Below are 22,188 nucleotides of genomic sequence, written 5' to 3'. Positions count from 1 at the left end.
AACCTTCTTTCAAATTCAAATTATAATTTTGTTTTTACAAGTTGTCTATGGTCACTGTTTTCAGAAGATTTGTAAAAAGGAGATCATTTTGGGATAATAGGTCTGAAAAAGACAAGGAGGTCTTTATGTCAAAATTACAAGAAATCATGGAGTTTGAGCATTTTAAAACATTGACGCCAATACAGGAGGCGATGCTCAAGCGAACAAATAAAAACCGCGATTTTATTGGGATTTCTTCTACCGGTTCTGGTAAGTCGCATGCTTTTTTTATTCCGATCTTAGAGATGGTCGATCCGGATTTGGATGAGGTGCAGGCGGTGATTTCTGCGCCGACTCGAGAGCTCGCCTACCAATTGTATGAGCGTTTCAAAGGGCTGGCGGGTCATTTTGGCGTGAGGATGAAGCTCGTGACGGGGGGCATGGACAAAAATATTGGCACGCTGACTCCGCAAATCGTCATCGGAACGCCAGGAAGAATGAAAGACTTGTTTTTGGATGAGAAGAATCTTCGTTTAGATACTGCCAAGATCGTCGTGATCGATGAGGCGGATATGACGATGGAATTTGGCTTTTTGGAAGATCTGGATCAAATTTTGTCGAAGATGGATGAGAATGTGCAGATCGATGTCTTTTCGGCGACGATTCCCGAAAATCTTGAACCGTTCTTGAAAAAGTATTTGCATGATCCTGAAATCGTCCGCATTGACAAAGATGAAAAGTATCAAAGCGATGTGAAGAATTATTTGGTTCCTTGCAAGCATATGTCGTATGAGGAAAAGCTTCTGCAAGTACTCCCGGCGATCAATCCTTATGTGTGCTTGATTTTCTGCAACACGACCGAGGAAGCTTCCCAAACAGCTAAACGTATGCGGGAAGAAGGATATGATCTTGTCGAGCTGCATTCTGGACTTGAATCGAGACAAAGAGCGCAAGCGATCCGACAGATCCAGTCGCAAAAGAAAAGCTATATCGTGGCGAGCGATATCGCTTCTAGAGGAATCGATTTGGAAGGGATCACCCATGTCATTTCATGCGGTTTTCCAAAAGATCTAAAGTTTTTTGTCCACCGAGCTGGTCGGACTGGCCGCGCTGGTCGGGATGGTTTATGTATCGCTTTGTATAAACCGACGGATGTGCGCACAGTAGAGGCTTTGATTCGACAAGGCATCGAGTTCGAGCATAAAGATGTTCGCCGAAACGAGTGGATCGCTTTGAAGCCGTTGGATCAAAAACAACCTCGCAAAAAAGATCCTCTGGAAAAAGAGATCGCTCAAATCGTGAAAAAGAAGAGCAAGAAGGTCAAGCCGAATTATAAGAAAAGACAGCGCGAGGAGATCGATCGTTTACGCCGTAAGAAGAAGCGGGAGATCATTCAAAATGATATCAAGCGTCAAAAGAAAGAGCGGGCCAAGATGAAGCAGCGCGCGAAACGAGAACAACAATGATTTTTCTTGGTTCTCATGTTTCGATGAAGGCGCCCAATTATTTGTTGGGCTCGATTCAAGAGGCGCTCTCCTACGATGCCAACGCTTGCATGATCTATACGGGGCCGCCTCAAAATTCAAAACGCGTCCCAATCGAGAAATTCAAGGTCGAAGAGGCCAAGAGATTGATGGAAGAACACGATTTTTCAATGGATCGGGTCATCATTCATGCGCCTTATATTATCAACTTGGCAAATTCGATGCGTCCTGAAACGGCGGAGTTCGGGGTGGAATTTTTGCAGGAAGAGCTAAGAAGGGTCGATGCGATCGGCGCAAGTGTTCTTGTTCTTCATCCTGGAGCGCATGTCAAGGCGGGCGTTGAAGTCGGTGTAGAGTGGATCGTCAATGGACTAAACCAAGTGCTGGATCAAGACGATTCGAATGTGGTGATCGCTTTAGAGACGATGGCTGGCAAGGGCAGTGAGATCGGTTCGAATTTTGAAGAGCTCGCCAAGATCCGGGAGCAGATCCATAAAAAAGAACGGATCAAAATTTGTTTGGATACGTGTCATATTCATGACGCGGGCTATGATCTTACGGCTTTTGACGAGGTGCTCGACGAGTTTGATTCGATCCTTGGTCTAGAGAACTTGGCGGTTTTGCATATCAACGATTCAAAGAACGAAAGAGGCGCACGTAAAGACCGGCATGAAAATATCGGGAATGGGTTTATCGGGTTTGAGACGTTGGCGAAGATCGTTCATCATCCAAAGCTCGAGTCGATTACAAAGATCTTGGAGACGCCATACATTGAGAATAAGCCGCCATATAAAGAAGAGATCGAGCAGCTTCGCTCTTGGAAAGAGCAATAAGATAGTAACGAAAGGAAGAATGGATCGCATTCTTCCTTTTTTCAGCGCTCAATTTGCGAATAGAATTGATGAAGGAGCGTGGCAAGTTGGACTGGCGCTTCGACATTGACTTCGTGACTGGCGTTTTTGATTTCTTGGTATTGGGCGTTCTTGAGTGTGTGAAAGAGTTCATTTGCCGCTTTTTTGTTGGCTTTATCTTTTTCTCCGCAAAGAATGGAAACGGGACAAGTGATCTTGTTCAAAGAAGCGCTAAAATCCAAGTCTATCATCGTTTTACAGAGAGTGATAAAATCATCTTTATCAAAGCCTGTTTGAAGAAACATCGATTTTGGCATGCAGCGAAAAAGCATGTTTTGGATTTTTAAAAGGCGTTTTGGCATTTTATATTGAGGAGCGATCAAAATGAGCGCTTTGACTCGATCGGGATGATCGATCGCGTAGTGGAGCGCGAGCACGCTGCCTAAAGAAAGCCCGCATAGAACGATTTCTTCGGATTGTGAATCGCAAAAATTAGAAAACGAGGAATAAATATTGGAATAGGTTGTCTGCTGTTTTTGGATCATTGCTGAAAGATCGAGGCAAATATTTTGATCACTTGTGACTGGTAGAGCATCAAGGACTGGATTCCAGCTGGATGCGGTTTGTCCTAATCCGTGGATATAAATGCGTTTCATTTTTTTCCTCCTTCATCTCATTCGCTTTTGGATTTCAATAGCGGATGTTCATATAGTAACAAATAAGAAAGGATTTACGAATGGATATCAAACATTTTTATCAAGAAAAAGGAGAGGGAGATTGTATGATTTTGCTTCATGGAAATGGAGAAGATCATACATATTTTGAAGGACAGATCGAAGACTTTTCTAAACATTTTCATGTTTACGCTTTAGATACGAGAGGTCATGGCAAAACACTAAGAGGAGAGGCGCCTTTTACGATTCGTCAATTTGCCAAGGATCTAAAATCGTTTATGGATGAACACCAGATCGAAAAAGCGAATTTGCTTGGATTTTCAGATGGTGGAAATATCGCGTTGGTATTCGCTCTCAAATATCCTTATATGGTGGATCGCTTGATCTTAAATGGCGCGAATTTAAATCCACGCGGTGTGAAGAAAAGGACGCAGATCCCAATCGAAATTGTATATCGGATCGCGAAGCGTTTTGAAAAGAACAGTGACAAGGCGAAAGCGAATGCGGAAATGCTTGGATTGATGGTCCATGATCCAAATATTAATATTGAGGAGCTTGCCAAGCTCAAAGCAAAGACGCTCGTGATCGCTGGAGATAACGATATGATCAAGGAAGAACATACAAGATCGATCGCAAAGAAGATTCCTGGCGCAAAACTTTGTATCTTGAAGGGAAATCATTTTGTCGCAAACAAGGATCCTGAAGCTTTTAATAAGGTGGTCTTGGAGTTTTTGTTGAAAAAGAGTTAAACATAAGCGAAGTTTTGGTTAAGCAGGGCTTCGTTTTTTTTTATTTAAAATCATATTTTTTCCGAACTTTTACTTAGTTCCAGATGCCTATCATTTTAGAGATTGCTATAATGGGAATAAACAGAAGAGATGTTTAATAAATAGATTTGTATTGGAGGAAAAGGATATGAATAAACAGCAATTGGCTGCCAAAATATGGGAATCGGCAAACCAGATGCGTTCTAAAATCGAGGCAAGTGAGTATAAAGATTATATTCTAGGGTTTATTTTTTACAAATACTTGTCAGAGCAGGAATTAAAACTTCTGATTAATGATGGATGGGATGAAGAAACGTTACCATTGGTGACTGAAGAAGATCAGGAAACGGTTCGATATATTCAAGATCGTCTGGGATATTTTATTAGTTATCCTAATTTGTTTTCTACTTGGATCGAACATGAAAAGGAATTTGATGTTTCAAATGTACGTGAAGCATTGTCTGCCTTTAGTCGTTTGATTTCAAATACACATCGCGATGTGTTTGATGGAATTTTTGAAACTTTGGAAACGGGATTGAGTAAATTAGGAGATAGTGCTCAATCTCAAACGAAAGCGATCATTAATTTATTGCAACTGATCAAGGACATTCCAATGGATAGTAAGCAGGACTATGATGTGCTTGGTTTTGTTTATGAGTATTTAATTGGAATGTTCGCCGCGAATGCTGGAAAGAAGGCTGGTGAGTTCTATACACCGCATGAAGTTTCAGTGTTGATGTCTGACTTGGTCGCGAACCATTTAAAAGATCGAAAAGAAATTAAAATATACGACCCGACGAGTGGGTCAGGTTCTTTGTTGTTGAATATTGGAGAAAGTGCTTCGCGATATCTAGAAAGCAAAGATCGAATTCAGTATTATGCCCAAGAATTGAAGCGAAATACATATAACTTAACGCGGATGAACTTGATCATGCGTGGAATCAAGCCGAGCAATATCTTTACTCGAAATGCTGATACTTTGGAAGATGATTGGCCACCTAATGAAACAAAGTTAGGAATGCCACTATATGTGGATGCTGTGGTATCTAATCCCCCTTATTCGCAAAAATGGGATCCGGAAGGGAAAAGAAACGATCCTCGGTATCGTCGTTATGGAGTAGCTCCAAAGACAAAGGCGGATTACGCGTTCTTATTACACGATTTGTATCATATAAAGCCGGATGGCATTATGGCTATCGTTCTTCCTCACGGTGTATTATTTCGTGGTGGCGAGGAAGGCGAGATTCGAAAAAACTTGATTGAGAATAATAATATCGATACGATAATCGGTCTTCCTGCGAATATTTTTTATGGGACGAGTATACCAACGATTATTATGTTATTACGACAAAAACGGGAGAATAACGATGTATTAATCGTGGATAGTTCCAAATATTTTGAGAAATCAGGCAAAAGTAATGTTTTACGAGCATCAGATATCAAAAGAATTCGAGATGTAGTGGTATCTAGAAAGACAATAGATAAGTTTTCACGAACTGTTTCTTTAGAAGAAATTCGAGCAAATGACTATAACTTGAATATTCCTCGGTATGTAGATTCTTCTGAACCTACGGAAACATGGGATTTGTATGCTTCAATGTATGGAGGAATTCCGAAATCGGAACTTTCTCGATTTGATGTCTATTGGAAAAATTTCCCAAATCTAAAAAAGAAACTATTTAATGAAAAGAACGACTCGTACGTTAGTGTAAAAGGAAATGATTTAAAACAGATTTTTGAAGAAGATTCCGATATTCACTCGTTTAAGAAAGCTTTTTATAAGGAGTCTAACTCGTTTGAATCGGATTTAAAACAGCGTTTGATCGAAGGGATGATGGAGGTCGATCTTAATCGAGAAGAAGATGATTTAGGAAATCTTTTATTTCATAAGTTAAAAGAGTTTTCGTTGATCGATCGTTATGAGGCATATCAAATTTTAGATAATCACTGGAAAGTCATTCTTGGGGATTTGGAAAATATTCAAAATGAATCTGAAAGAGCGTTGACCAAAGTCGATCCAAATTTAGTGATGAAAAAAAAGAATGGAAAAGACGTAGAAACCCAAGAAGGTTGGAAAGGTCATATTATTCCATTTGAATTGGTCGAACGACGATATTTTACCGAAGAATTCAAAAAAATAGAACAGTTAGAGCAACATATTTATCAAATTGATAATGAAATCCAAGAAATTCTTGAAAATTTAGACGAAGAAGAAAAAGAGAATTTAGCCAATGAGGAAGGAACACAATTCGTCACTTCTAACTTAACTAATAGAATTAAAGAATTGAAAAAGGATAAAGATGATGATGAATTGCTTAAGAAATTAAACGAAGCGAATAAACTTTTGAAAGAGCAGAAAGCTATCCAAAAAGAAATCAAAACAAGCAAGGAAAATATTCATGCTATGACAAAAGATAAACTTGAATCTCTTTCAATTGAAGAAGCTAAGGCGCTCGTCTATGAAAAGTGGATAAGTCCATTAATGGATCAACTCATTCAAATCCCTCAAAATGTAATGGAAAAACTTAAAAAACAATTAGAGCAATTGGAAGATAAATATAGCGAAACTCTGAATGATTTAGATGATCAAATCCATCAGACTGAACAAGAACTTGCCAAAATGATCGATGATCTAACAGGAAATGAATATGACATGAAAGGACTGGAAGCTTTTAAAAGCTTATTAGGGTACTAGTTATGGAAACATTCAAGAATGAACAAGTAAATAGTACAAAAATCCATCAAAAACAGTCTAATGTTCCTCAAATTCGATTCAAGGGCTTTAACGATGCTTGGGAACAGCGTAGGTTTGGAGAACTATATAAAATCAATAATGAACGTAATTTAATTGGAATAACAGTTGATAAAACATTGTCCGTAGCAACTATGAAATATAAAAAAGATGGAAATGGATCTGCAGAGACTTCCGTTAAGTCTTATAAAGTATTGAGAATAGGAGATGCAGGTTTCGAAGGCCATTCTAATAAGCAATTTGCTCATGGTAGATTTGTTGTAAATACTAGGGGTATTGGATTAATGTCTCCTCGTTTTTCATCAATTAGGCCAGTATCGATGCTCAATCCTTTGTTTACAAAAAAACTGTTCTATTTAGAATCTATATTTAGGCCTATTCTTAATCAATCTACTAAACTTGGCACTATGATGAACGAATTAGTTCCTGAAGATTTTTTTAAACAAGTTATTCTAATTCCAGGTATAGAAGAACAGAATAAAATCGGGAATTTATTTTTGGATATAGACAAGTTTATCACCCTTCATCAGTGTAAGTTAGAAAATTAAAATTATAAGTGAGTGAAATTTAAAATTACCAAAAAGTTACTGCTTGGGAACAGCGTAGGTTGGGAGATATTGCTAATAAGTTTTTTGGAGGTGGTACTCCAAAAACTTCAGTTAAGAAGTATTGGGATGGAAATTTACCGTGGATTCAATCATCTGATTTAGTGGTGGGGAAATTATTTGATATAAAACCTAAAAAGTATATTTCTGAAAATGGTTTGAACAACTCAGCTTCAAAGCAAGTTCCTGCAAATTCAATAGCAATAGTAACTAGAGTTGGTGTAGGAAAAGTTGGATATTTCCCTTATAGTTATGCTACTAGTCAAGATTTTATATCCTTTAGTAATTTAAATATTGATACTCTATTTGGAACGTTTTTATGTTACAAGACTTTAAACGGAAATTTAAATCTTCAAGGATCATCCATAAAGGGAATAACTGGAGTAACTGCTAGAAATTTTATAATAAAAATTCCACAACAAAAATATGAACAGTTTAATATAGGGCAATTTATGTATCATGCTGATAAACTTATCACCCTTCATCAGTATAAGTCGCAATGAACGAAGATGGAGAAAAAAGAATGATTAATGAAGTAACTAATACAATTTTGTTTTGTGATTATTTTGAAAAATGGATCGAAGTTTATAAGAAAGGTGCTATCCGAGATGTAACAATGAATAAGTATTATATGAGTCTTTCGTGGATTCGGAAGCTAGCCCCAAACTTAAAACTTTGTGATTTGTCTCGGATCACATACCAACAAATTTTAAACGAGTATGCGATCGAACATGAGCGTCAAACTACGATGGACTTTCATCATCAACTAAAAGGCGCGATCATGGATGCGGTCGATGAAGGATTGGTTCCTAGAGATCCAACTCGAAAAGCGATCATCAAAGGAAAACAACCACGACCTAAAAAGCTGAAATATTTGAATCAATACGAACTGCATACGTTATTATCAACACTTTACTTGAAAGAAGAAATCACATGGGATTGGTTTATTCTACTTGTTGCGAAAACAGGAATGCGCTTCTCAGAAGCTTTAGCGATCACTCCAGCAGATTTCGATTTCGCCCATCAAACAGTATCAGTATCAAAAACATGGGATTATAAAGGAAACGGTGGATTTTCACCCACGAAAAACCACTCTTCAGTTCGAAAGATCCAAATCGATTGGCAAACTGTCGTCCAGTTTTCATCCTTGATTCAAGGTCTTCCCGAAGATCGTCCAATATTTGTAAATAAGAAAATTTACAATTCAACAGTCAACGATGTATTGGAACGCCACTGCAAAGAAGCCAATATTCCGGTCATTACGATCCATGGACTTCGTCATACCCATGCATCCTTATTATTGTTCGCGGGTGTATCGACTGCCAGTGTAGCAAGACGATTAGGTCATGCCAGCATGACGACTACTCAAAAAACTTATTTACACATTATTCAGGAACTTGAAAATAAAGATATCGATCTCGTTATGAGAGCATTATCGACTCTGAGCTAAAAAAAAAGAAAAGCGACTTATACTGAAAAAAGATCGATCCAAGCGACCGATCTTTTTGATCAATACAAAGTTTTCTTTAAGAACGCTTCCACATCAAATGGATACCAGCCTTCGCCATTTTCTAAATACAAACAATAACGAGGCGTATCATCCTCATCTAAAGGACCATAATGCATCCAAGATTCATGGTATTCATTCGCGATCTCGACGATCTTTTTCAAACATTGCGGAAAGAAGAAGCGCGCATGATAATGCGTTCCCCACGCCGCCCAGATCTTATGATCTGGAAATTGAGACAAGATTTCTTTGATGACTTTTTCATTCTCTTCCACAAGCTGCGGATCGGCGTTTTGATCCAATTCGTTCAAATGCGTCGCCCTTTGCGGATAGAGACAAAGAATGATCCAGCTGTCGTATCCATAATCCGCCGCAATATGGCGAACCGTGCCTAAAGTTGGAGAAGTGCGAGTCGGAGAGCCGACACTTGGATTGATGCTCATGACGATCAAAGGATTTTTGCCCTTGGTCCCGATCACAAAACGAGCCGTATTATCCGCGTTTGTTTCATAAATATATTGGTCTTCCATAACAGCCTCCTTTTAGAAAAAAATAGCACACTCTTACTTTCGATTCGTATTAGAATGCATCAATTTCTTCCTTCAGGCGCTCCACCATCTTCTCTTGCGGGATCTTTTCGATGATCACACCCCGCTTGATCAACAATCCCTCGTCTTTACCGCCAGCGATCGCGATATCGGCATGTTTCGCTTCGCCAGGCCCATTGACCGCGCAACCCATGATCGCAACCGTCACCTCTTTATTCACTTTCTGTAAATACGATTCGACCCAATTGACGACAGGCTCCATGTTCCATTGCGTTCGCCCGCACGTTGGACACGCGATCAAATTTGGCACGCTTTTCAATAAACCACAATCCTTCAGAAGCTCTTTGACGATCGGGATCTCCTTTTGTGGAGCTCCATTTACGCTGATCCGGATCGTATTTCCGATCCCGTCCAACAACAAATTGCCAAGAGCCAAAGAGGACTTGATGGCGCTTGTCATCATCGTTCCAGCCTCCGTCACACCTAAATGAAGCGGATAATCGAATGTCTCGCTCGCAAGACGATACGCTTCGATACATAAGAGCGGATCGCTCGATTTGAAAGAAAGCACTGTATCGTAAAAATCCATCGACTCCAAGATCTCGACATGCCTTCTTGCGCTTTCGATCATTCCTTCCGCAGTCGGCTTGCCATATTTTTCATGAATATCTTTTTCCAAAGAACCTGAATTGATCCCGATCCGGATCGGAATGCCTTTTTCCTTGCAGGCGTTGACGACCTTTTCCACATTTTCTCTAGAACCAATATTCCCCGGATTGAGACGGATCTTATCCACCCCATTTTCGATGCAGGCAAGCGCCAGCTTATAATCAAAATGAATATCCGCCACTAAAGGAATATGGATATTTTCTTTGATCTCTTTGATGGCCGCTGCATCCTTGAGATCCATGCAAGAAACCCGGATCATTTGACATCCCATCTCTTCAAGATCGAGGATCTGCTCGATCACTTCTTTAGCGTTTTTTGTAGGAACGTTGCACATCGACTGAATGATCACCTCGTCGTTTCCACCAAGGATCAAATCACCCACGCGAACACTTCTCGTTTCATTTCGTTTCATATTTATACCTCGTTTTCCTACAGTATATACCATTTTTCTAAACAGGACGAAGGAAAGAGGAGTCGTTGATTTTTCAGACCATCACGGTATAATTAAAAGATAGAAAAAAAGGGGGGAGAATTATCGAACATAAGCTAAAACGAACGACGATGAAAAAAGTGGTCCGCCAAAAAGCGATTGACCGAGTCATCTCGAAACGGATCCGCGTGCTCTCGCTCATCATCGCCGTCGTGTTTGTAACGATCTTTATTCGTTTGATCTATCTACAAGTCTTTTCTTATCATGATTACGTCCAAAAAAAGGATGATTATACATCGATCTATCAATATACAAGCGCCCCAAGAGGAAATATCCTCGACTGTAAAGGACGCGTGCTCGCCAAAACTGTCGTCTCCCACAACATCGTCTTCACTTCGCCAAACAATATGAGCACCGAAGACTATTTGATCTACGCCAACCGCATTGCCAAAGTTTTCGACGTGCCACTTTCCGATTTTAGCGAACAAGCTAAAAAAGAAGCCTATATCGCATGGAAGAACACGCTCGACGCCGACGATCCCGAATACGCCGCCAACCATCTTCTCACCGAAAAAGAAAGAACAGCGTATTCGAGCGGAATTTGGGGAAATGAAAGAGAAAGCCGACGCTACGCACTTTTGATTTCGAGGATCGGCGAAGACGAGCTCAAAGAAATGAGCGACGAAGAAATGGTCACCTATATCTTGTATTCACGCATGATCAGCAACCTCTCGACAGGACAGGAAAGTGTGATCCTAGAAGATATTCCAGACGACGATGTCGCCTACTTGATGGAACATAAAACCGAATTCCCAGGCTTTGACGTCGATTTTGGCGGATGGAAACGCGAATACCCCTATGGAGAAACGCTCAGCGACGTGCTAGGAACCGTATCCACCAATACCGAAGGACTCCCCGCCGAATCGAAAGACTATTATCTAGCCAAAGGCTATCAGCTCAACGCGCCCGTAGGAAAATCCGGTCTAGAGTATCAATACAACGACCTTTTGTCCGGAACCAATGAAATCAACAAGATCACCTATGACTCCAATGGACTCGCCGTCAAAGAAATGATCCAAAGTGGACGAAAGGGAAACGATATCGTGATCTCGATAGACATCGACCTTCAACAAGTGATGGACGACACCGTGCGAAGCACTCTTGAAAAAAACGCGGGAACTCGAAACCGAGAAAATTTCTCGTCGCTTTTCATGTGTATGGAAAATCCGAATGATGGATCGCTCCTCGCTCTATCCGGCTATCAAATGGATCTAGAAACCCGAAAGATGACGTATTTTGCCTCGGGCAATTACGTCTCTCTTGTCAATCCTGGATCGGCCATCAAAGGCGCGACCGTCTATATGGGACTGAGCGAACATGTCGTCTCGCCAGGCGAAGTCATCCTCGACGAAGTGATGAACTTGAATGGGGAAGAGTTCGGCTCTTTTGAAAACCATGGACCCGTCAACGACATTCAGGCTCTTGAAGTATCCAGTAACGTCTACATGTTCCATATTGCTATTCGTTTAGGCGGAGGGACTTATGTTCCAGGAAAGATGCCTGCCTTCTCGGATCTTCAACGCACCTTCAACAAAATGCGGAACTACTATTCGCTCTTTGGCCTTGGCAATAAGACGAATTTGGATATTCCAGGCGAAGTCCAAGGCTATATGGGTGTCGCCTCGAGCCCGGGAATCTTGCTGAACTACTCGATCGGACAGCTCGATATGTATACGCCCGTCCAGCTTCTTTCCTACGTTTCGACGATCGCGACAAGCGGATCGCTTTATCAACCGCATTTTTTAGAATACGCGGAAGAAGTCGGCGGCGATGAAGTTCTCGATGCCTTTGGAAAGAAACTGATTTCCACGCTACCTGAACAAAATGAAGAGTATTTGAATCGAGTCCGCGAAGGATTTAGAGCTTGTGTGACAAGCGGCAACTGCGGCGATCCGCTCAAAGATATGGAAATCCCGATGGCGGCGAAGACCGGAACGGCCGAAGTCAACGAATGGACGACAGCCAACCTTGTTGGTTTTGGGCCTTACGACGATCCAAAAGTATCGTTCGCCTGCATGTCGCCAACCTCGTCTGTCAATTCTCAAAGCGTGGCGCCAAATATTTGTACGACCGAAGTGGTCGGACCTGTACTCAAAACGTATTTTGAATTGTATCCAGAATAAAAAAAGCAGAAGGAGAAAATCGTGAAAGAGAATCAAGCTCAAAAAAAAGATCTCATCACCAAAACCTTCAAGATCGAACGCGAACTTTGCGAAAAGTTCAAAATTGCTTGTATCCGAGCGAAGATCACGCAATCTCAAGCGTTTCAAGCCTATCTTGAAGACTTCATTGCTCAATATTCAGAAGAAGATCATAACGACTAAAAAAGTGGCATTTAGAGCCACTTTTTTACTTGGAAAAATATTTCTCTTTGATGATATTCACCGGCATCTCTTTTCCAGTCCATAGCTTGAACGATGCCGCCCCTTGATACAAAAGCATATACAAACCATTCGCAGTTTTACAACCCGCCACCTTGGCATCCTTTAAAAGCTTGGTCTCTTTTGGATTGTAGATGACATCGAACACAAACAAATCTGGATGAAACAAGGAAGGATCTTGAATGATCGAACGATCCGTATGTGGAGCCATGCCGACATTCGTTCCATTCACGAGCAGATCGCTATTTTTGATCGCTTCGCTCAAAATAGCTTTATCGCTAAAATCATGCAGCGTTACATGACAATTCGTCTTTTCGTTGAGCGTCTTTACGATCTGCTGGGCACGATCATAAAAAGGATCCTTGATATTGAACACATGGATCTCTTGAACACCATCCAAAGCCGCCTGCACTAAAATGGCAGTCGCCGCACCTCCAGCTCCAAGAAGCGTCATCTTTTTGCCAGGAAGCAAGAACCCTTCTTCTTTCAAAGCTTCGCGAAAACCGATCCCATCTGTCGTATAGCCAGTCAAGATCCCATCTTCATTGACAATCGTATTGCACGCTCCCGAAATCTCGGAAGCTGGCGAAAGACGATCCGCCAACACGCACATTTTATTTTTACAAGGCATCGTGATGTTCCATCCACGCACCTTCATGGCCTTAAGTCCATCGACAGCCTCCTTCAAATGCTCTTCATCGACATCGAAGGCAAGATAGGCATAATCAAGCCCAAGCTGCCTGCACGCTTCGTTATGCATAGCCGGAGAAATACTGTGGGCGACAGGCGAACCTAACAAGCAAAGAAGCCCTGTATGACCTGTAATTGAATTTGACATAATGATCCTTTCTATTCTTGGATCTTCTTGAAGATCTCTTCGCAAATCGTTGAAGCGCTTTTTCCATCCGTCACGACCACAACATCGGCCGCAGATTCATAAAATGGCTTGCGCGCCTCCATGAGTTCTTGAATGTGCTCGATCGTCTTATTGTTTTCGAGCAGCGGACGATCGTGTTCGTTTTCCACGCGCTTTAAGATCGTCTTTGGCTCAGCGCTAAGAAGAACGATCGTTCCGCTTTGTTTCATGATGTCGACATTTTCTTTTCGCATCGCCACGCCCCCGCCACACGAGACGATCACATCTTTTTTTGAACTTAGATCGTTAAGCAGTTTCGTCTCTTCTTCACGAAAATACGCCTCTCCTCGTGTTTCGAAAATTTCGGAAATCGACATTCCATTGCTTTTGGCGATGCGCTCATCCATCTCGACGACTTCTTTGCCATGCGTTTTGGCAAATTGCTTCGCGATGGTGCTCTTGCCAGCCCCCATAAAACCAATCAAAAATATATTCATATTTATTCGATGCTCCTATATATAAACGCACTCATTATACAAGAAAGATTGAAACTTAGTCTATATTTTTCAATCATTTACATTTGTTTTCACATCTTTTATACTGACAGTATGAAAACAGTAAAGATCCGCGGAATAGAAATTGGAGCGGGAAAGCCAAAAGTAATCGTTCCTCTCACTAGCTCGACGCAAGAAGAACTTCTTCAAGACGCAAAACAACTAAAAGGAATGGAATACGATATGATTGAATGGCGCGTCGATCATTTTGATGATGTGTTAGATCTTGAAAAACTCAAGCAAGCCGCCAAGCGATTGCGAGAAGTCGTTCAAGAAACACCGATCTTGATGACGTTCAGGACCAATAAAGAAGGGGGAGTAAAAGAAATCGACGATCGAACTTATAAAACGCTCAATATCGAAATGGCCAAGAGCCAACTTGTCGATATGATCGATGTCGAGATCTTTAAAGAAGAGGGACTTGTAAAAGAAATCATCGATCAAGTCCACGCAGCGCAAGTCAAAGTGATCGCTTCCAACCACGACTTCAAACAAACACCCAATCAAGAAGAAATCATTTCTCGACTATGCAAAATGCAGGATATGGGAGCCGATGTCTTGAAGATCGCGCTTATGCCCAATTCGATCCAAGATGTTTTAACACTGCTGTCGGCTACAGAACGGATGAAGCGCTACTATTCGACGTGTCCGCTAGCGACGATGGCCATGGGCAAGCTAGGGGTGATCAGCCGCCTGAGCGGGGAAGCTTTTGGTTCTTCGCTTACATTTGGAGCAGGAATTCAAGCGTCGGCTCCAGGACAAATCGATCTGAAAGCGCTCAATCAAACGCTCGAAACGATCCATCAAGCGATGAGATAAAGAAAGACTTGTCAACGATTTCGGGTTTATGGTATTATTTTCCAGTAATGTGAGGAGGTCTGACCATGAGAGATCGTATTACTTTTAAATGTTCTGTTTGTGGGGAAGAAAACTACATCGGTACTAGAAATAAGAAAAAACATCCAGATCGCATGACGGTGAAAAAATACTGCCCAAAATGCAATCAAAAAACAGATCATAAGGAGAAAAGATAAGAAAGGCCGTATTGCGGTCTTTTTTATTGAAATAGAAAAAGATGAAAATAATTACACAGCCATTAGGGCCTGGACAAGCGAACTGTTATGTGCTCGTGAAAGACCATCACGCTTTGCTCATTGATCCAGGCGATGATTATCCACAATTAGAAGACATCTTGAAACAAGAAGATGCCAAACTTGACGCGATCGTTTTGACACATGGACATTTTGATCATATCGCCGGACTCGACAAGCTTCTAAAACGCTTTGATGTCGATGTCTATATGAATCCGAAAGAATTTGATTTTCTGCACGATCTAGATCTGAACGGATCGAAATATTTTTATCAACAAATCGCGAGTCATGCCAAACCGTTGCCGCTCCATGAAGGCGAACAGAATATTGGCGCCTTCAAAGTGTTCGCGAAAACTTTGCCAGGCCACACGATCGGTTCGACGATTTTGCAAATCGGAAACGACGTGTTCACAGGCGATGTCCTCTTCCAAGGTTCGGTGGGTCGTGTCGATCTTCCGAGTGGAAGCGAGAAGGATATGATCGAGTCGATCCATTATTTGAAAACGCTCGATCCCGATCTTCGTGTTTATCCAGGTCATGGTCCGAGCACGAGTATTGGTCAAGAAATGCGTTGGAATCCATATTTTCGGTATTGAGAAGCTCTGCTTCTCATTTTTTTTTAACTTTTTGGGGCCATTTTTTGAAATTTTGTCGTATTGAATAAGAGGGGGGATATGTTTGAGACATCAACTTGAACAATTGATCGAATATGCTTTGAACAAGAAGGCGAGCGATCTGCACTTTTATAAAAACGACGAGCATCTTCAGATCCAGTTGCGAACGGCCAAAGGAATGTGTTCGCTTCATCAAGATCTATGGGATCCTAAGCTTTTTTCTTATTTGAAATTTATTGCCGGACTCGATCTGACCAATCCAAAACTTCCGCAGTCGGGTTCGTTTTCGATCGAGATCCAAGGAAAGAAGATCGACGCGCGTTTTTCGATCTTGCATAACCAGCATCTTGAAACAGGAGTGTTACGCCTATTCGCTATGAAGAGCGATCTAAAGATCGAAGAGTTGACAAGCGATCAAGAAGCGATCGATTTCATGAAGCAGCTCACGCATTTTCGACAAGGCTTGTTTTTAGCGTGCGGACCGACCAATTCAGGGAAAACGACGACGATCCACGCGATCTTGCATGAGATCGCTTTATCCAAACGGTACAAGATCGTCTCTCTTGAAGATCCGGTCGAGATCCAAGATCCGCTCTTCGTTCAGCTTCAAGTCAACGAGGAAGAAGGGTTCACATACGAAAAGGGGATTGAACAGCTCATGCGTCACGATCCAGACATTATTTATATTGGCGAGATCCGCAGCGCCTATTGCGCCAAGAAGATGGTCAATTGCGCGCTTTCTGGTCATTTAGTCGTCTCGACCATTCATGCGGGAAATGCGAAAGAGGCGCTTTTTCGACTTCTTGATTTTGGGATCGAAGCCTATGATCTAATTGGGCTTGTAAGCGGCGTATTCGCGCAACGGCTTTATCAAACGCCCTCTAGCAGAAAGGAGTGTATTTATGAAATCGTCGACCGTAAAGAAGCGGAGACGATCCTTCTTGCCAAAGAATATTCAACAAACCATGTTCGCTTGGAGCAAAGGATCCAAAGAGCTTTGGAGTCGAATAGGATCGAAGACGAGCAAGCCAAATTTGACATCCAAGCGCTTCAAGCATGAATTGTCGATTTTTCTTCTTCTTTCGCAAAGCGGGATCCCAATCAAGAAGCAGATCGAGCTTTCGTTTTCGGATTCTAAAGCGATCTTAGCTCGACTTGAGAAAGGAGAGGAGCTGTTCAATATTCTTTCGAGCATGAACGATCCATTTTGTCTTAAGTTGTGTGAACTAGCCAGGCATATGTCTTTGAAGGATGCCGCTACGCTTTTAGAACATGTGAATGCTTATTCGAAAAAACATTTTTTTTCAATGGCGCAAAAACTTCTCTATCCTGTCACGATCTTTTTCTTTTCTTTTTTAATGACTCTCTTTTTTATCGATACGATCTTGCCGCAAATGATGGCCTATATCGATCAGGAAGCTCTTTTTTTAAGGGTTCTCAAGGCGATCATGCTAATTTTGAGTGTTTTTCTTGGCGCTTTTTTTCTTCTTTTCTTCTATGTCTATGTCGAACATCCCATTCCTTGGGTTGAAAAGCAGCTTCAAAAAATCCCGTTTCTTCAAATGTATTATTCGATGCAGTTCGCCTTGTTTTTTGAAGGCGTTCTTTCTCCTCAACTTTCTTCGATGGAAACGCTTCAGCTTCTCTCTTCTCTGAATGGGCAGGCGCATGTGAGGATGACGGCTCGAAACGCCTATCAAAGGCTAGCTCATGGAGAGGCGATCGAACGGTGTTTTTGTGATCTTGAGACGGAATTTTGCGATTTTTTCCAGATCGGGATGGAATGTCAAGATCTGCATCGACTTTTAAGGCTCTACGTTCAAAAGAAAGAAAAGGAACTTCAAAAAGGGTGCGCTCATATCGTGAAATGGATCAGTGTCCTCTCGTATTTGAGCATGGGCGCGCTTGTGATCGTCGTCTACCAAGTGCTCCTTTCTCCGCTTTCGCTATTGACGACATTTTAGAGGGAATGGATATGAAACTAAGAAATAAAACTCAAAAACAAAACGCGTTTACGCTTTTAGAAATGCTCGTGGTGATGCTCATTATCGCGATCGTCTTGATCTTGACTTTGCCAAACTTGCAGCAAAAGGAGAAGATCATCCGCAATAAAGGGTGTAGCGCCTTGATCGAGGTCGTCAACTCGGCGATCTTGTTGTATGAGATCGATCAAGAAGAAACGCCGACAAGTATCGATGATCTGATCGCTCAAGGCTATTTGAAAGAAGGACAAAACGCGTGTCCAAACGGCAAGGCGATCTATATTCAAGATGGCCAGGCGAATCATGAATAATGCCTTTACGCTGAAAGAGACTTTGGTCGTGCTTTTGATCGTCATGATCCTTTCTTCTTTTTCTATTCCTAGAGCGAGCAACAAGCTTGTCATGAACAAGATCGAGGAAGCGTGCTTGAGCGCGCAGATGCTCGCTTATTCGTATCGGGAAAAACAGGATGTCGCGATTGGTGAAAAGGAAGCGGATATTGGAAGGGAGAGGATCGTTTTTCCTGCTGATTTTGTTTGCGAGCCGCTTTCGTTCCACTATAACGAGAAAGGCAATATTTCGAAGGGAGGAACATTAAGGTGCGTGGATGGAAAGAAAAGCTATCAGCTCGTGTTTCAGATCGGCATGGGGCGGATGCGTCTAGAATGAATGGTTTTTTATTGCAGGATGCTTTGTTTGGTTTTTTGATCGTGAGTTTGCTCGTTTTGATGTTTTCTTCGGCTGTATTCGTGTATCGAAAAAGCGGGGTGGGGGTCGATCATGAAATCGAGATCCAATGGCTTTACGATGATTGAGGCGTTGTTTTCGCTTTTGGTCGTTTCTTTGCTGATCGGGCTGTTGAGCGGATTCATGCAGGTTGCTAGTCAGATCGTGAAAAACCATCGCGATTCGCAAAGGGAGTTCTTGGTGCTGCAGTTGCGCAGTTTTCTAGCTCCGGCTTCTTCGATCAGAGTGGATCAAGGGGCGCTTGAGGCGACGATCTTTCATCAATCGTATCGGATCGAGCAAGATCGAGATCGGCTCATAAAAAGAGGTGGCTATGAGATCTTATTGGAGAATGTGGAAAAAGTCGTGTTTTATGAAGAGGAAGATAAAATCTATATCTCGATCGACAAAGAAGAATTCCAAGTGTTCCAACGCCTATATTAGTCAAGTGGCGATCGTGCTTTTTTTGTTTTCGATCCAGCTTGTTTCTTTTGTTTGCCTTTCGGTATCGAAAAGTCAAGCGCTGTATTTGGCGCAAAAGGAAAACCGGATCGAAATGGCGATTGTTTTCGAGGCGAAAAAGATCCTCTATCACAATGAAAGGATAAGAAAGTGTGGGTTTGACGAGGCGGATCTGATCTTATATCAAAACTACGAGACAAGGCAAGGCTCGATCGAATTCATGGATCAAACTACATTTTTGGATGTCGAGTATCGTTTTGAGGGTCTCTCTAAGAGGGTTCGGATCTATTATTCGGGTGTACAGATCGATCAGATCGAGTTTGAGGCATGATTTTGAATCATTTGTTTGAGGATAGGTTGACGGATGTTTGAAAATTTGTTACATTTTGAGACAGGTATAGAACCGAAGCAGTAGAGGCTGGAATTCGCTAGAGAGAGGATGGTTGGTGAAAATCCTTGTTGGAAGGCTTTGAACTCGTCGGGGAGCTGTTTCGTAATGGAAACCGTGATCCTTGCGTTAAAGGGAATGAGTGCTTGCCTTTTGGCAAGAAGTAAGGTGGTACCGCGTGCAAACGTCCTTATCGTTAAGGGCGTTTTTTTTATTTTATTTAGAGAGAATAGAGGTAGATACGATGTACGATCACAAGACTATTGAGAAGAAGTGGCAAAAAGTTTGGGAAGACAATAAAACGTTCAAGACCGATACGGCGGATTTTTCCAAACCAAAGTATTATGTGTTGGATATGTTTCCATATCCGAGCGGAAATGGATTACATGTAGGGCATCCGGAAGGCTATACGGCGACAGATATTATCGCGCGAAAAAAGAGAATGGAAGGTTTCAACGTTCTGCATCCGATGGGGTTTGATTCGTTTGGTCTTCCAGCTGAGCAGTTCGCGATCCAGACGGGTCATCATCCTTCGATCTTCACCCAGCAGAATATCGATCATTTTCGCGATCAGATCAAATCATTAGGGTTCAGCTACGATTGGGATCGGGAAATCGCGACAAGCGATCCGAGCTATTATAAATGGACGCAGTGGATCTTCATTCAATTGTACAATGCGGGGCTTGCCTATGTGGATGAGATCCCGGTCAATTGGTGTCCTGAATTGAAGGCGGTCCTCGCCAACGAAGAGGTCATTGATGGAAAGAGCGAGCGCGGCGGCTATCCTGTCATTCGCAAGCCGATGCGTCAATGGGTCTTGAAGATCACGGATTATGCCGAACAGCTTTTGAATGATCTTGAGCTCGTGGACTGGCCTGAGTCGACAAAGGAAATGCAGCGAAACTGGATCGGTAAATCGAAGGGCGCGAATGTCGTCTTCAAGATCGATGGACACGATAAAGAGTTTACCGTGTTCACGACGCGTTGCGACACATTGTTTGGAGCGACGTATTGTGTCATGGCTCCGGAACATCCTTTTGTGAGCGATATCACGACGCCTAAGCAAAAAGAGGCAGTCGAGGCGTATCAAAAGGAGTGCCAAAGCAAGTCGGATCTGGAGCGTACGGATCTGAACAAAGACAAGACGGGTGTATTCACGGGCGCTTATGCGATCAATCCTGTCAATGGCAAGAAGATCCCGATCTATATTTCGGATTACGTTCTTGCAAGCTATGGTACGGGTGCGATCATGGCGGTTCCTGCTCACGATACGCGGGATTATGAGTTCGCGAAAGAGTTTGGGCTTCCGATCATTCCTGTTTTGGAGGGTGGCGATATCGAAAAGGAAGCGTTCACAGAAGATGGTGTCCATATCAATTCGGAATGGCTGAATGGTCTTGGCAAGCAAGAGGCGATCGATAAAATGATCGAGTGGCTAGAAGAGAAGGGTGTTGGCGAAGCAAAGACGACATATAAGTTAAGAGACTGGCTCTTTTCTAGACAGCGCTATTGGGGCGAGCCGATCCCGATCATCCATATGGAGGATGGTACGATGCGCACGGTCGATGTTGAAGAACTTCCTTTGGAGCTTCCTGCCACGGAAAACTTCAAGCCAGCGGACACGGGAGAATCGCCTTTGGCCAATTGTCCGGACTTCTTACATGTGGAGATCGATGGTGTGAAGGGCGTACGCGAGACGAATACGATGCCGCAATGGGCTGGCAGCTGCTGGTATTATTTGCGTTATATCGATCCGCATAACGACAAGGCGATCGGGGATCCTGAGCTATTGAAACATTGGCTGCCGGTCGATTTGTATGTAGGTGGCGCGGAGCATGCGGTCTTACATTTGTTGTATAGCCGTTTCTGGCATAAAGTGTTATATGATCAAGGAATCCTTCCTACACCAGAACCTTTCCAAAAACTGTTCCATCAAGGGATGATCCTTGGAAGCAATGGCGAGAAGATGTCGAAGTCGAGAGGCAATGTCGTCAATCCGGATGAGATCGTGGAAAGTCATGGGGCGGATGCTTTGCGCGTTTACGAGATGTTCATGGGTCCTTTGGAAGCGGGTCTTCCTTGGTCGACGACGGGTCTGGACGGAACGAGAAAATGGCTGGACCGGGTGGATCGTTTGATCCATGGAGCTGTTGAAATCAGTGACGTCAACGATCATAGCTTGGATAAAGTCTATAACCAGACGGTGAAGAAGGTTTCGCATGATATCGATACACTCAACTTCAATACGGCGATTTCGCAGATGATGATTTTCGTGAATGAAGCTTACAAAAGCAAGAAGCTGTATCGTCCATATGCGGAAGGGTTCGTGAAGATGTTTTCGGCGTTCGCTCCCCATCTTGGCGAAGAGTTGTGGCAGTATTTAACGGATTCGAAGGAATCGATCGCGTATGAGCCTTGGCCTACGTATGATGAAAACGCTCTTAAAGAAGAGAATGTGACGATCGTCGTGCAGGTCAACGGCAAAGTGCGTGGCAAATTCGAAACGAAGCAAGGCTCGGATGACGAGAGCTTGAAGGAGCAGGCTCTGGGACTGGATTCGGTCAAACGCCATATCGAGGGCAAAGAGATCAAGAAGATCATCGTGGTCAAAGGCAAAGTTGTCAATATTGTCGCGAAATAAATCAATCTAGACTGCTAAGAAAATGTAGCAGTCTTTTTTTGTCGTAACATTTTTAATACAATTGAAGTAAAAAGCTTGAAAAACGCAAATTAATTTGATTGAAGTCAAAAAAATAAGTATAATTTTAAAAAAGGAATTTAAGAAAGTATTTTCAGATAAGTCATGGA

24 protein-coding genes, 1 pseudogene and 1 other annotated feature are annotated in these 22,188 nt (G+C 42.3%); of the genes and pseudogenes, 20 read left to right on the top strand and 5 right to left on the bottom strand.

Annotated elements, in window-relative coordinates; genetic code table 11:
• The first annotated feature begins 125 nt into the window (after positions 1 to 125).
• Together BO225_RS06550 and BO225_RS06545 are read left to right on the top strand one after the other, a co-directional pair.
• Positions 126 to 1,445 carry a DEAD/DEAH box helicase gene (locus tag BO225_RS06550; RefSeq protein ID WP_076341455.1) on the top strand — a complete coding sequence of 440 codons (1,320 nt, stop codon included), beginning with the start codon at positions 126 to 128 and terminating at the stop codon, positions 1,443 to 1,445.
• Positions 1,442 to 2,296 carry a deoxyribonuclease IV gene (locus BO225_RS06545; protein ID WP_076341454.1) on the top strand — a complete coding sequence of 285 codons (855 nt, stop codon included), beginning with the start codon at positions 1,442 to 1,444 and terminating at the stop codon, positions 2,294 to 2,296. The genes BO225_RS06550 and BO225_RS06545 overlap by 4 nt, the downstream gene beginning before the upstream one ends.
• A 41-nt stretch (positions 2,297 to 2,337) precedes the next feature.
• Here the strand turns inward: BO225_RS06545 and BO225_RS06540 are convergent, their stop codons facing one another.
• Positions 2,338 to 2,970, bottom strand: a complete 633-nt coding sequence (locus BO225_RS06540; RefSeq protein ID WP_076341453.1) for an alpha/beta fold hydrolase — start codon at positions 2,968 to 2,970, stop codon at positions 2,338 to 2,340.
• An 80-nt stretch (positions 2,971 to 3,050) separates the two neighbouring features.
• Here BO225_RS06540 and BO225_RS06535 point away from each other — a divergent pair, with 80 nt between their 5' ends.
• The 5 genes and pseudogenes from BO225_RS06535 (at position 3,051) to BO225_RS06515 (ending at position 8,562) form a co-directional block, all read left to right on the top strand.
• Positions 3,051 to 3,737, top strand: a complete 687-nt coding sequence (locus tag BO225_RS06535; RefSeq protein WP_076341452.1) for an alpha/beta fold hydrolase — start codon at positions 3,051 to 3,053, stop codon at positions 3,735 to 3,737.
• A 166-nt stretch (positions 3,738 to 3,903) separates the two neighbouring features.
• A complete protein-coding gene (locus tag BO225_RS06530) occupies positions 3,904 to 6,450 on the top strand; it encodes a type I restriction-modification system subunit M (RefSeq protein WP_076341451.1) in 2,547 nt (848 codons plus the stop codon).
• Positions 6,451 to 6,452: 2 nt separating this feature from the next.
• A complete protein-coding gene (locus tag BO225_RS06525) occupies positions 6,453 to 7,055 on the top strand; it encodes a restriction endonuclease subunit S domain-containing protein (RefSeq protein ID WP_076341450.1) in 603 nt (200 codons plus the stop codon).
• A 56-nt stretch (positions 7,056 to 7,111) separates the two neighbouring features.
• Positions 7,112 to 7,615, top strand: a pseudogene (locus tag BO225_RS06520) (restriction endonuclease subunit S); the annotation flags it as partial.
• Positions 7,616 to 7,635: 20 nt separating this feature from the next.
• The gene (locus BO225_RS06515; RefSeq protein ID WP_076341468.1) at positions 7,636 to 8,562 is read left to right on the top strand and encodes a site-specific integrase; all 927 of its coding nucleotides are present in this window, start codon (positions 7,636 to 7,638) and stop codon (positions 8,560 to 8,562) included.
• Positions 8,563 to 8,621: 59 nt separating this feature from the next.
• On the opposite strand, the gene BO225_RS06510 is transcribed toward BO225_RS06515, so the two are convergent.
• Both BO225_RS06510 and ispG read right to left on the bottom strand, forming a co-directional pair.
• Entirely contained in the window at positions 8,622 to 9,149 is a 528-nt protein-coding gene (locus tag BO225_RS06510) for a DUF1643 domain-containing protein (RefSeq protein ID WP_076341448.1), read from the bottom strand.
• 49 nt (positions 9,150 to 9,198) lie between these two features.
• Positions 9,199 to 10,248 carry a flavodoxin-dependent (E)-4-hydroxy-3-methylbut-2-enyl-diphosphate synthase gene (gene ispG / locus BO225_RS06505; RefSeq protein WP_076341447.1) on the bottom strand — a complete coding sequence of 350 codons (1,050 nt, stop codon included), beginning with the start codon at positions 10,246 to 10,248 and terminating at the stop codon, positions 9,199 to 9,201.
• 149 nt (positions 10,249 to 10,397) lie between these two features.
• Here ispG and BO225_RS06500 point away from each other — a divergent pair, with 149 nt between their 5' ends.
• Positions 10,398 to 12,449: a peptidoglycan D,D-transpeptidase FtsI family protein gene (locus BO225_RS06500; RefSeq protein WP_076341446.1), complete on the top strand. Its 2,052-nt coding sequence runs from the start codon at positions 10,398 to 10,400 to the stop codon at positions 12,447 to 12,449.
• 21 nt (positions 12,450 to 12,470) lie between these two features.
• Entirely contained in the window at positions 12,471 to 12,650 is a 180-nt protein-coding gene (locus BO225_RS06495) for a hypothetical protein (RefSeq protein ID WP_076341445.1), read from the top strand.
• 25 nt (positions 12,651 to 12,675) lie between these two features.
• On the opposite strand, the gene BO225_RS06490 is transcribed toward BO225_RS06495, so the two are convergent.
• Both BO225_RS06490 and BO225_RS06485 read right to left on the bottom strand, forming a co-directional pair.
• Positions 12,676 to 13,545 carry a shikimate dehydrogenase gene (locus BO225_RS06490; protein ID WP_076341444.1) on the bottom strand — a complete coding sequence of 290 codons (870 nt, stop codon included), beginning with the start codon at positions 13,543 to 13,545 and terminating at the stop codon, positions 12,676 to 12,678.
• 11 nt (positions 13,546 to 13,556) lie between these two features.
• Positions 13,557 to 14,060 carry a shikimate kinase gene (locus BO225_RS06485; RefSeq protein WP_076341443.1) on the bottom strand — a complete coding sequence of 168 codons (504 nt, stop codon included), beginning with the start codon at positions 14,058 to 14,060 and terminating at the stop codon, positions 13,557 to 13,559.
• A 111-nt stretch (positions 14,061 to 14,171) separates the two neighbouring features.
• On the opposite strand from BO225_RS06485, the gene aroD reads away from it, so the two are divergent.
• The 11 genes from aroD to leuS all read left to right on the top strand — a co-directional run bounded on the left by aroD (position 14,172) and on the right by leuS (position 22,021).
• On the top strand, positions 14,172 to 14,936 hold the full coding sequence (gene aroD / locus BO225_RS06480; protein ID WP_076341442.1) for a type I 3-dehydroquinate dehydratase: 765 nt from the start codon (positions 14,172 to 14,174) through the stop codon (positions 14,934 to 14,936).
• Between the two features lie 65 nt (positions 14,937 to 15,001).
• Positions 15,002 to 15,151, top strand: coding sequence for a 50S ribosomal protein L33 (rpmG, locus tag BO225_RS06475; RefSeq protein ID WP_076341441.1), 150 nt, complete (start codon positions 15,002 to 15,004; stop codon positions 15,149 to 15,151).
• Between the two features lie 41 nt (positions 15,152 to 15,192).
• Entirely contained in the window at positions 15,193 to 15,804 is a 612-nt protein-coding gene (locus BO225_RS06470) for an MBL fold metallo-hydrolase (RefSeq protein WP_076341440.1), read from the top strand.
• A gap of 82 nt (positions 15,805 to 15,886) precedes the next feature.
• Positions 15,887 to 16,882 carry an ATPase, T2SS/T4P/T4SS family gene (locus tag BO225_RS06465; protein ID WP_076341439.1) on the top strand — a complete coding sequence of 332 codons (996 nt, stop codon included), beginning with the start codon at positions 15,887 to 15,889 and terminating at the stop codon, positions 16,880 to 16,882.
• On the top strand, positions 16,764 to 17,786 hold the full coding sequence (locus BO225_RS06460; RefSeq protein WP_158023804.1) for a type II secretion system F family protein: 1,023 nt from the start codon (positions 16,764 to 16,766) through the stop codon (positions 17,784 to 17,786). The genes BO225_RS06465 and BO225_RS06460 overlap by 119 nt, the downstream gene beginning before the upstream one ends.
• Positions 17,787 to 17,797: 11 nt before the next feature.
• Complete coding sequence (gene comGC / locus BO225_RS06455) at positions 17,798 to 18,115, top strand: competence type IV pilus major pilin ComGC (RefSeq protein ID WP_076341437.1); 318 nt, start codon at positions 17,798 to 17,800, stop codon at positions 18,113 to 18,115.
• Entirely contained in the window at positions 18,108 to 18,473 is a 366-nt protein-coding gene (locus BO225_RS06450) for a type II secretion system protein (RefSeq protein WP_076341436.1), read from the top strand. The genes comGC and BO225_RS06450 overlap by 8 nt, the downstream gene beginning before the upstream one ends.
• Positions 18,470 to 18,619 carry a hypothetical protein gene (locus BO225_RS12355; RefSeq protein ID WP_158023803.1) on the top strand — a complete coding sequence of 50 codons (150 nt, stop codon included), beginning with the start codon at positions 18,470 to 18,472 and terminating at the stop codon, positions 18,617 to 18,619. The genes BO225_RS06450 and BO225_RS12355 overlap by 4 nt, the downstream gene beginning before the upstream one ends.
• The gene (locus tag BO225_RS06445) at positions 18,585 to 18,974 is read left to right on the top strand and encodes a ComGF family competence protein (RefSeq protein WP_083632123.1); all 390 of its coding nucleotides are present in this window, start codon (positions 18,585 to 18,587) and stop codon (positions 18,972 to 18,974) included. Before BO225_RS12355 ends, BO225_RS06445 begins: the two co-directional genes overlap by 35 nt.
• Before the next feature lie 13 nt (positions 18,975 to 18,987).
• On the top strand, positions 18,988 to 19,323 hold the full coding sequence (locus BO225_RS06440) for a hypothetical protein (protein WP_143356785.1): 336 nt from the start codon (positions 18,988 to 18,990) through the stop codon (positions 19,321 to 19,323).
• Positions 19,324 to 19,381: 58 nt separating this feature from the next.
• Positions 19,382 to 19,575, top strand: a binding site (T-box leader).
• A 49-nt stretch (positions 19,576 to 19,624) separates the two neighbouring features.
• Complete coding sequence (leuS, locus tag BO225_RS06430) at positions 19,625 to 22,021, top strand: leucine--tRNA ligase (RefSeq protein ID WP_076341432.1); 2,397 nt, start codon at positions 19,625 to 19,627, stop codon at positions 22,019 to 22,021.
• Positions 22,022 to 22,188 lie beyond the last annotated feature (167 nt).

The sequence above is a fragment of the Dubosiella newyorkensis genome (assembly GCF_001945605.1).
Classification (GTDB): Bacteria; Bacillota_I; Bacilli_A; order Erysipelotrichales; family Erysipelotrichaceae; genus Dubosiella; species Dubosiella newyorkensis.
Note: the sequence above shows the minus strand (reverse complement) of the source record. Positions and strands in the feature narration are given on the sequence as shown.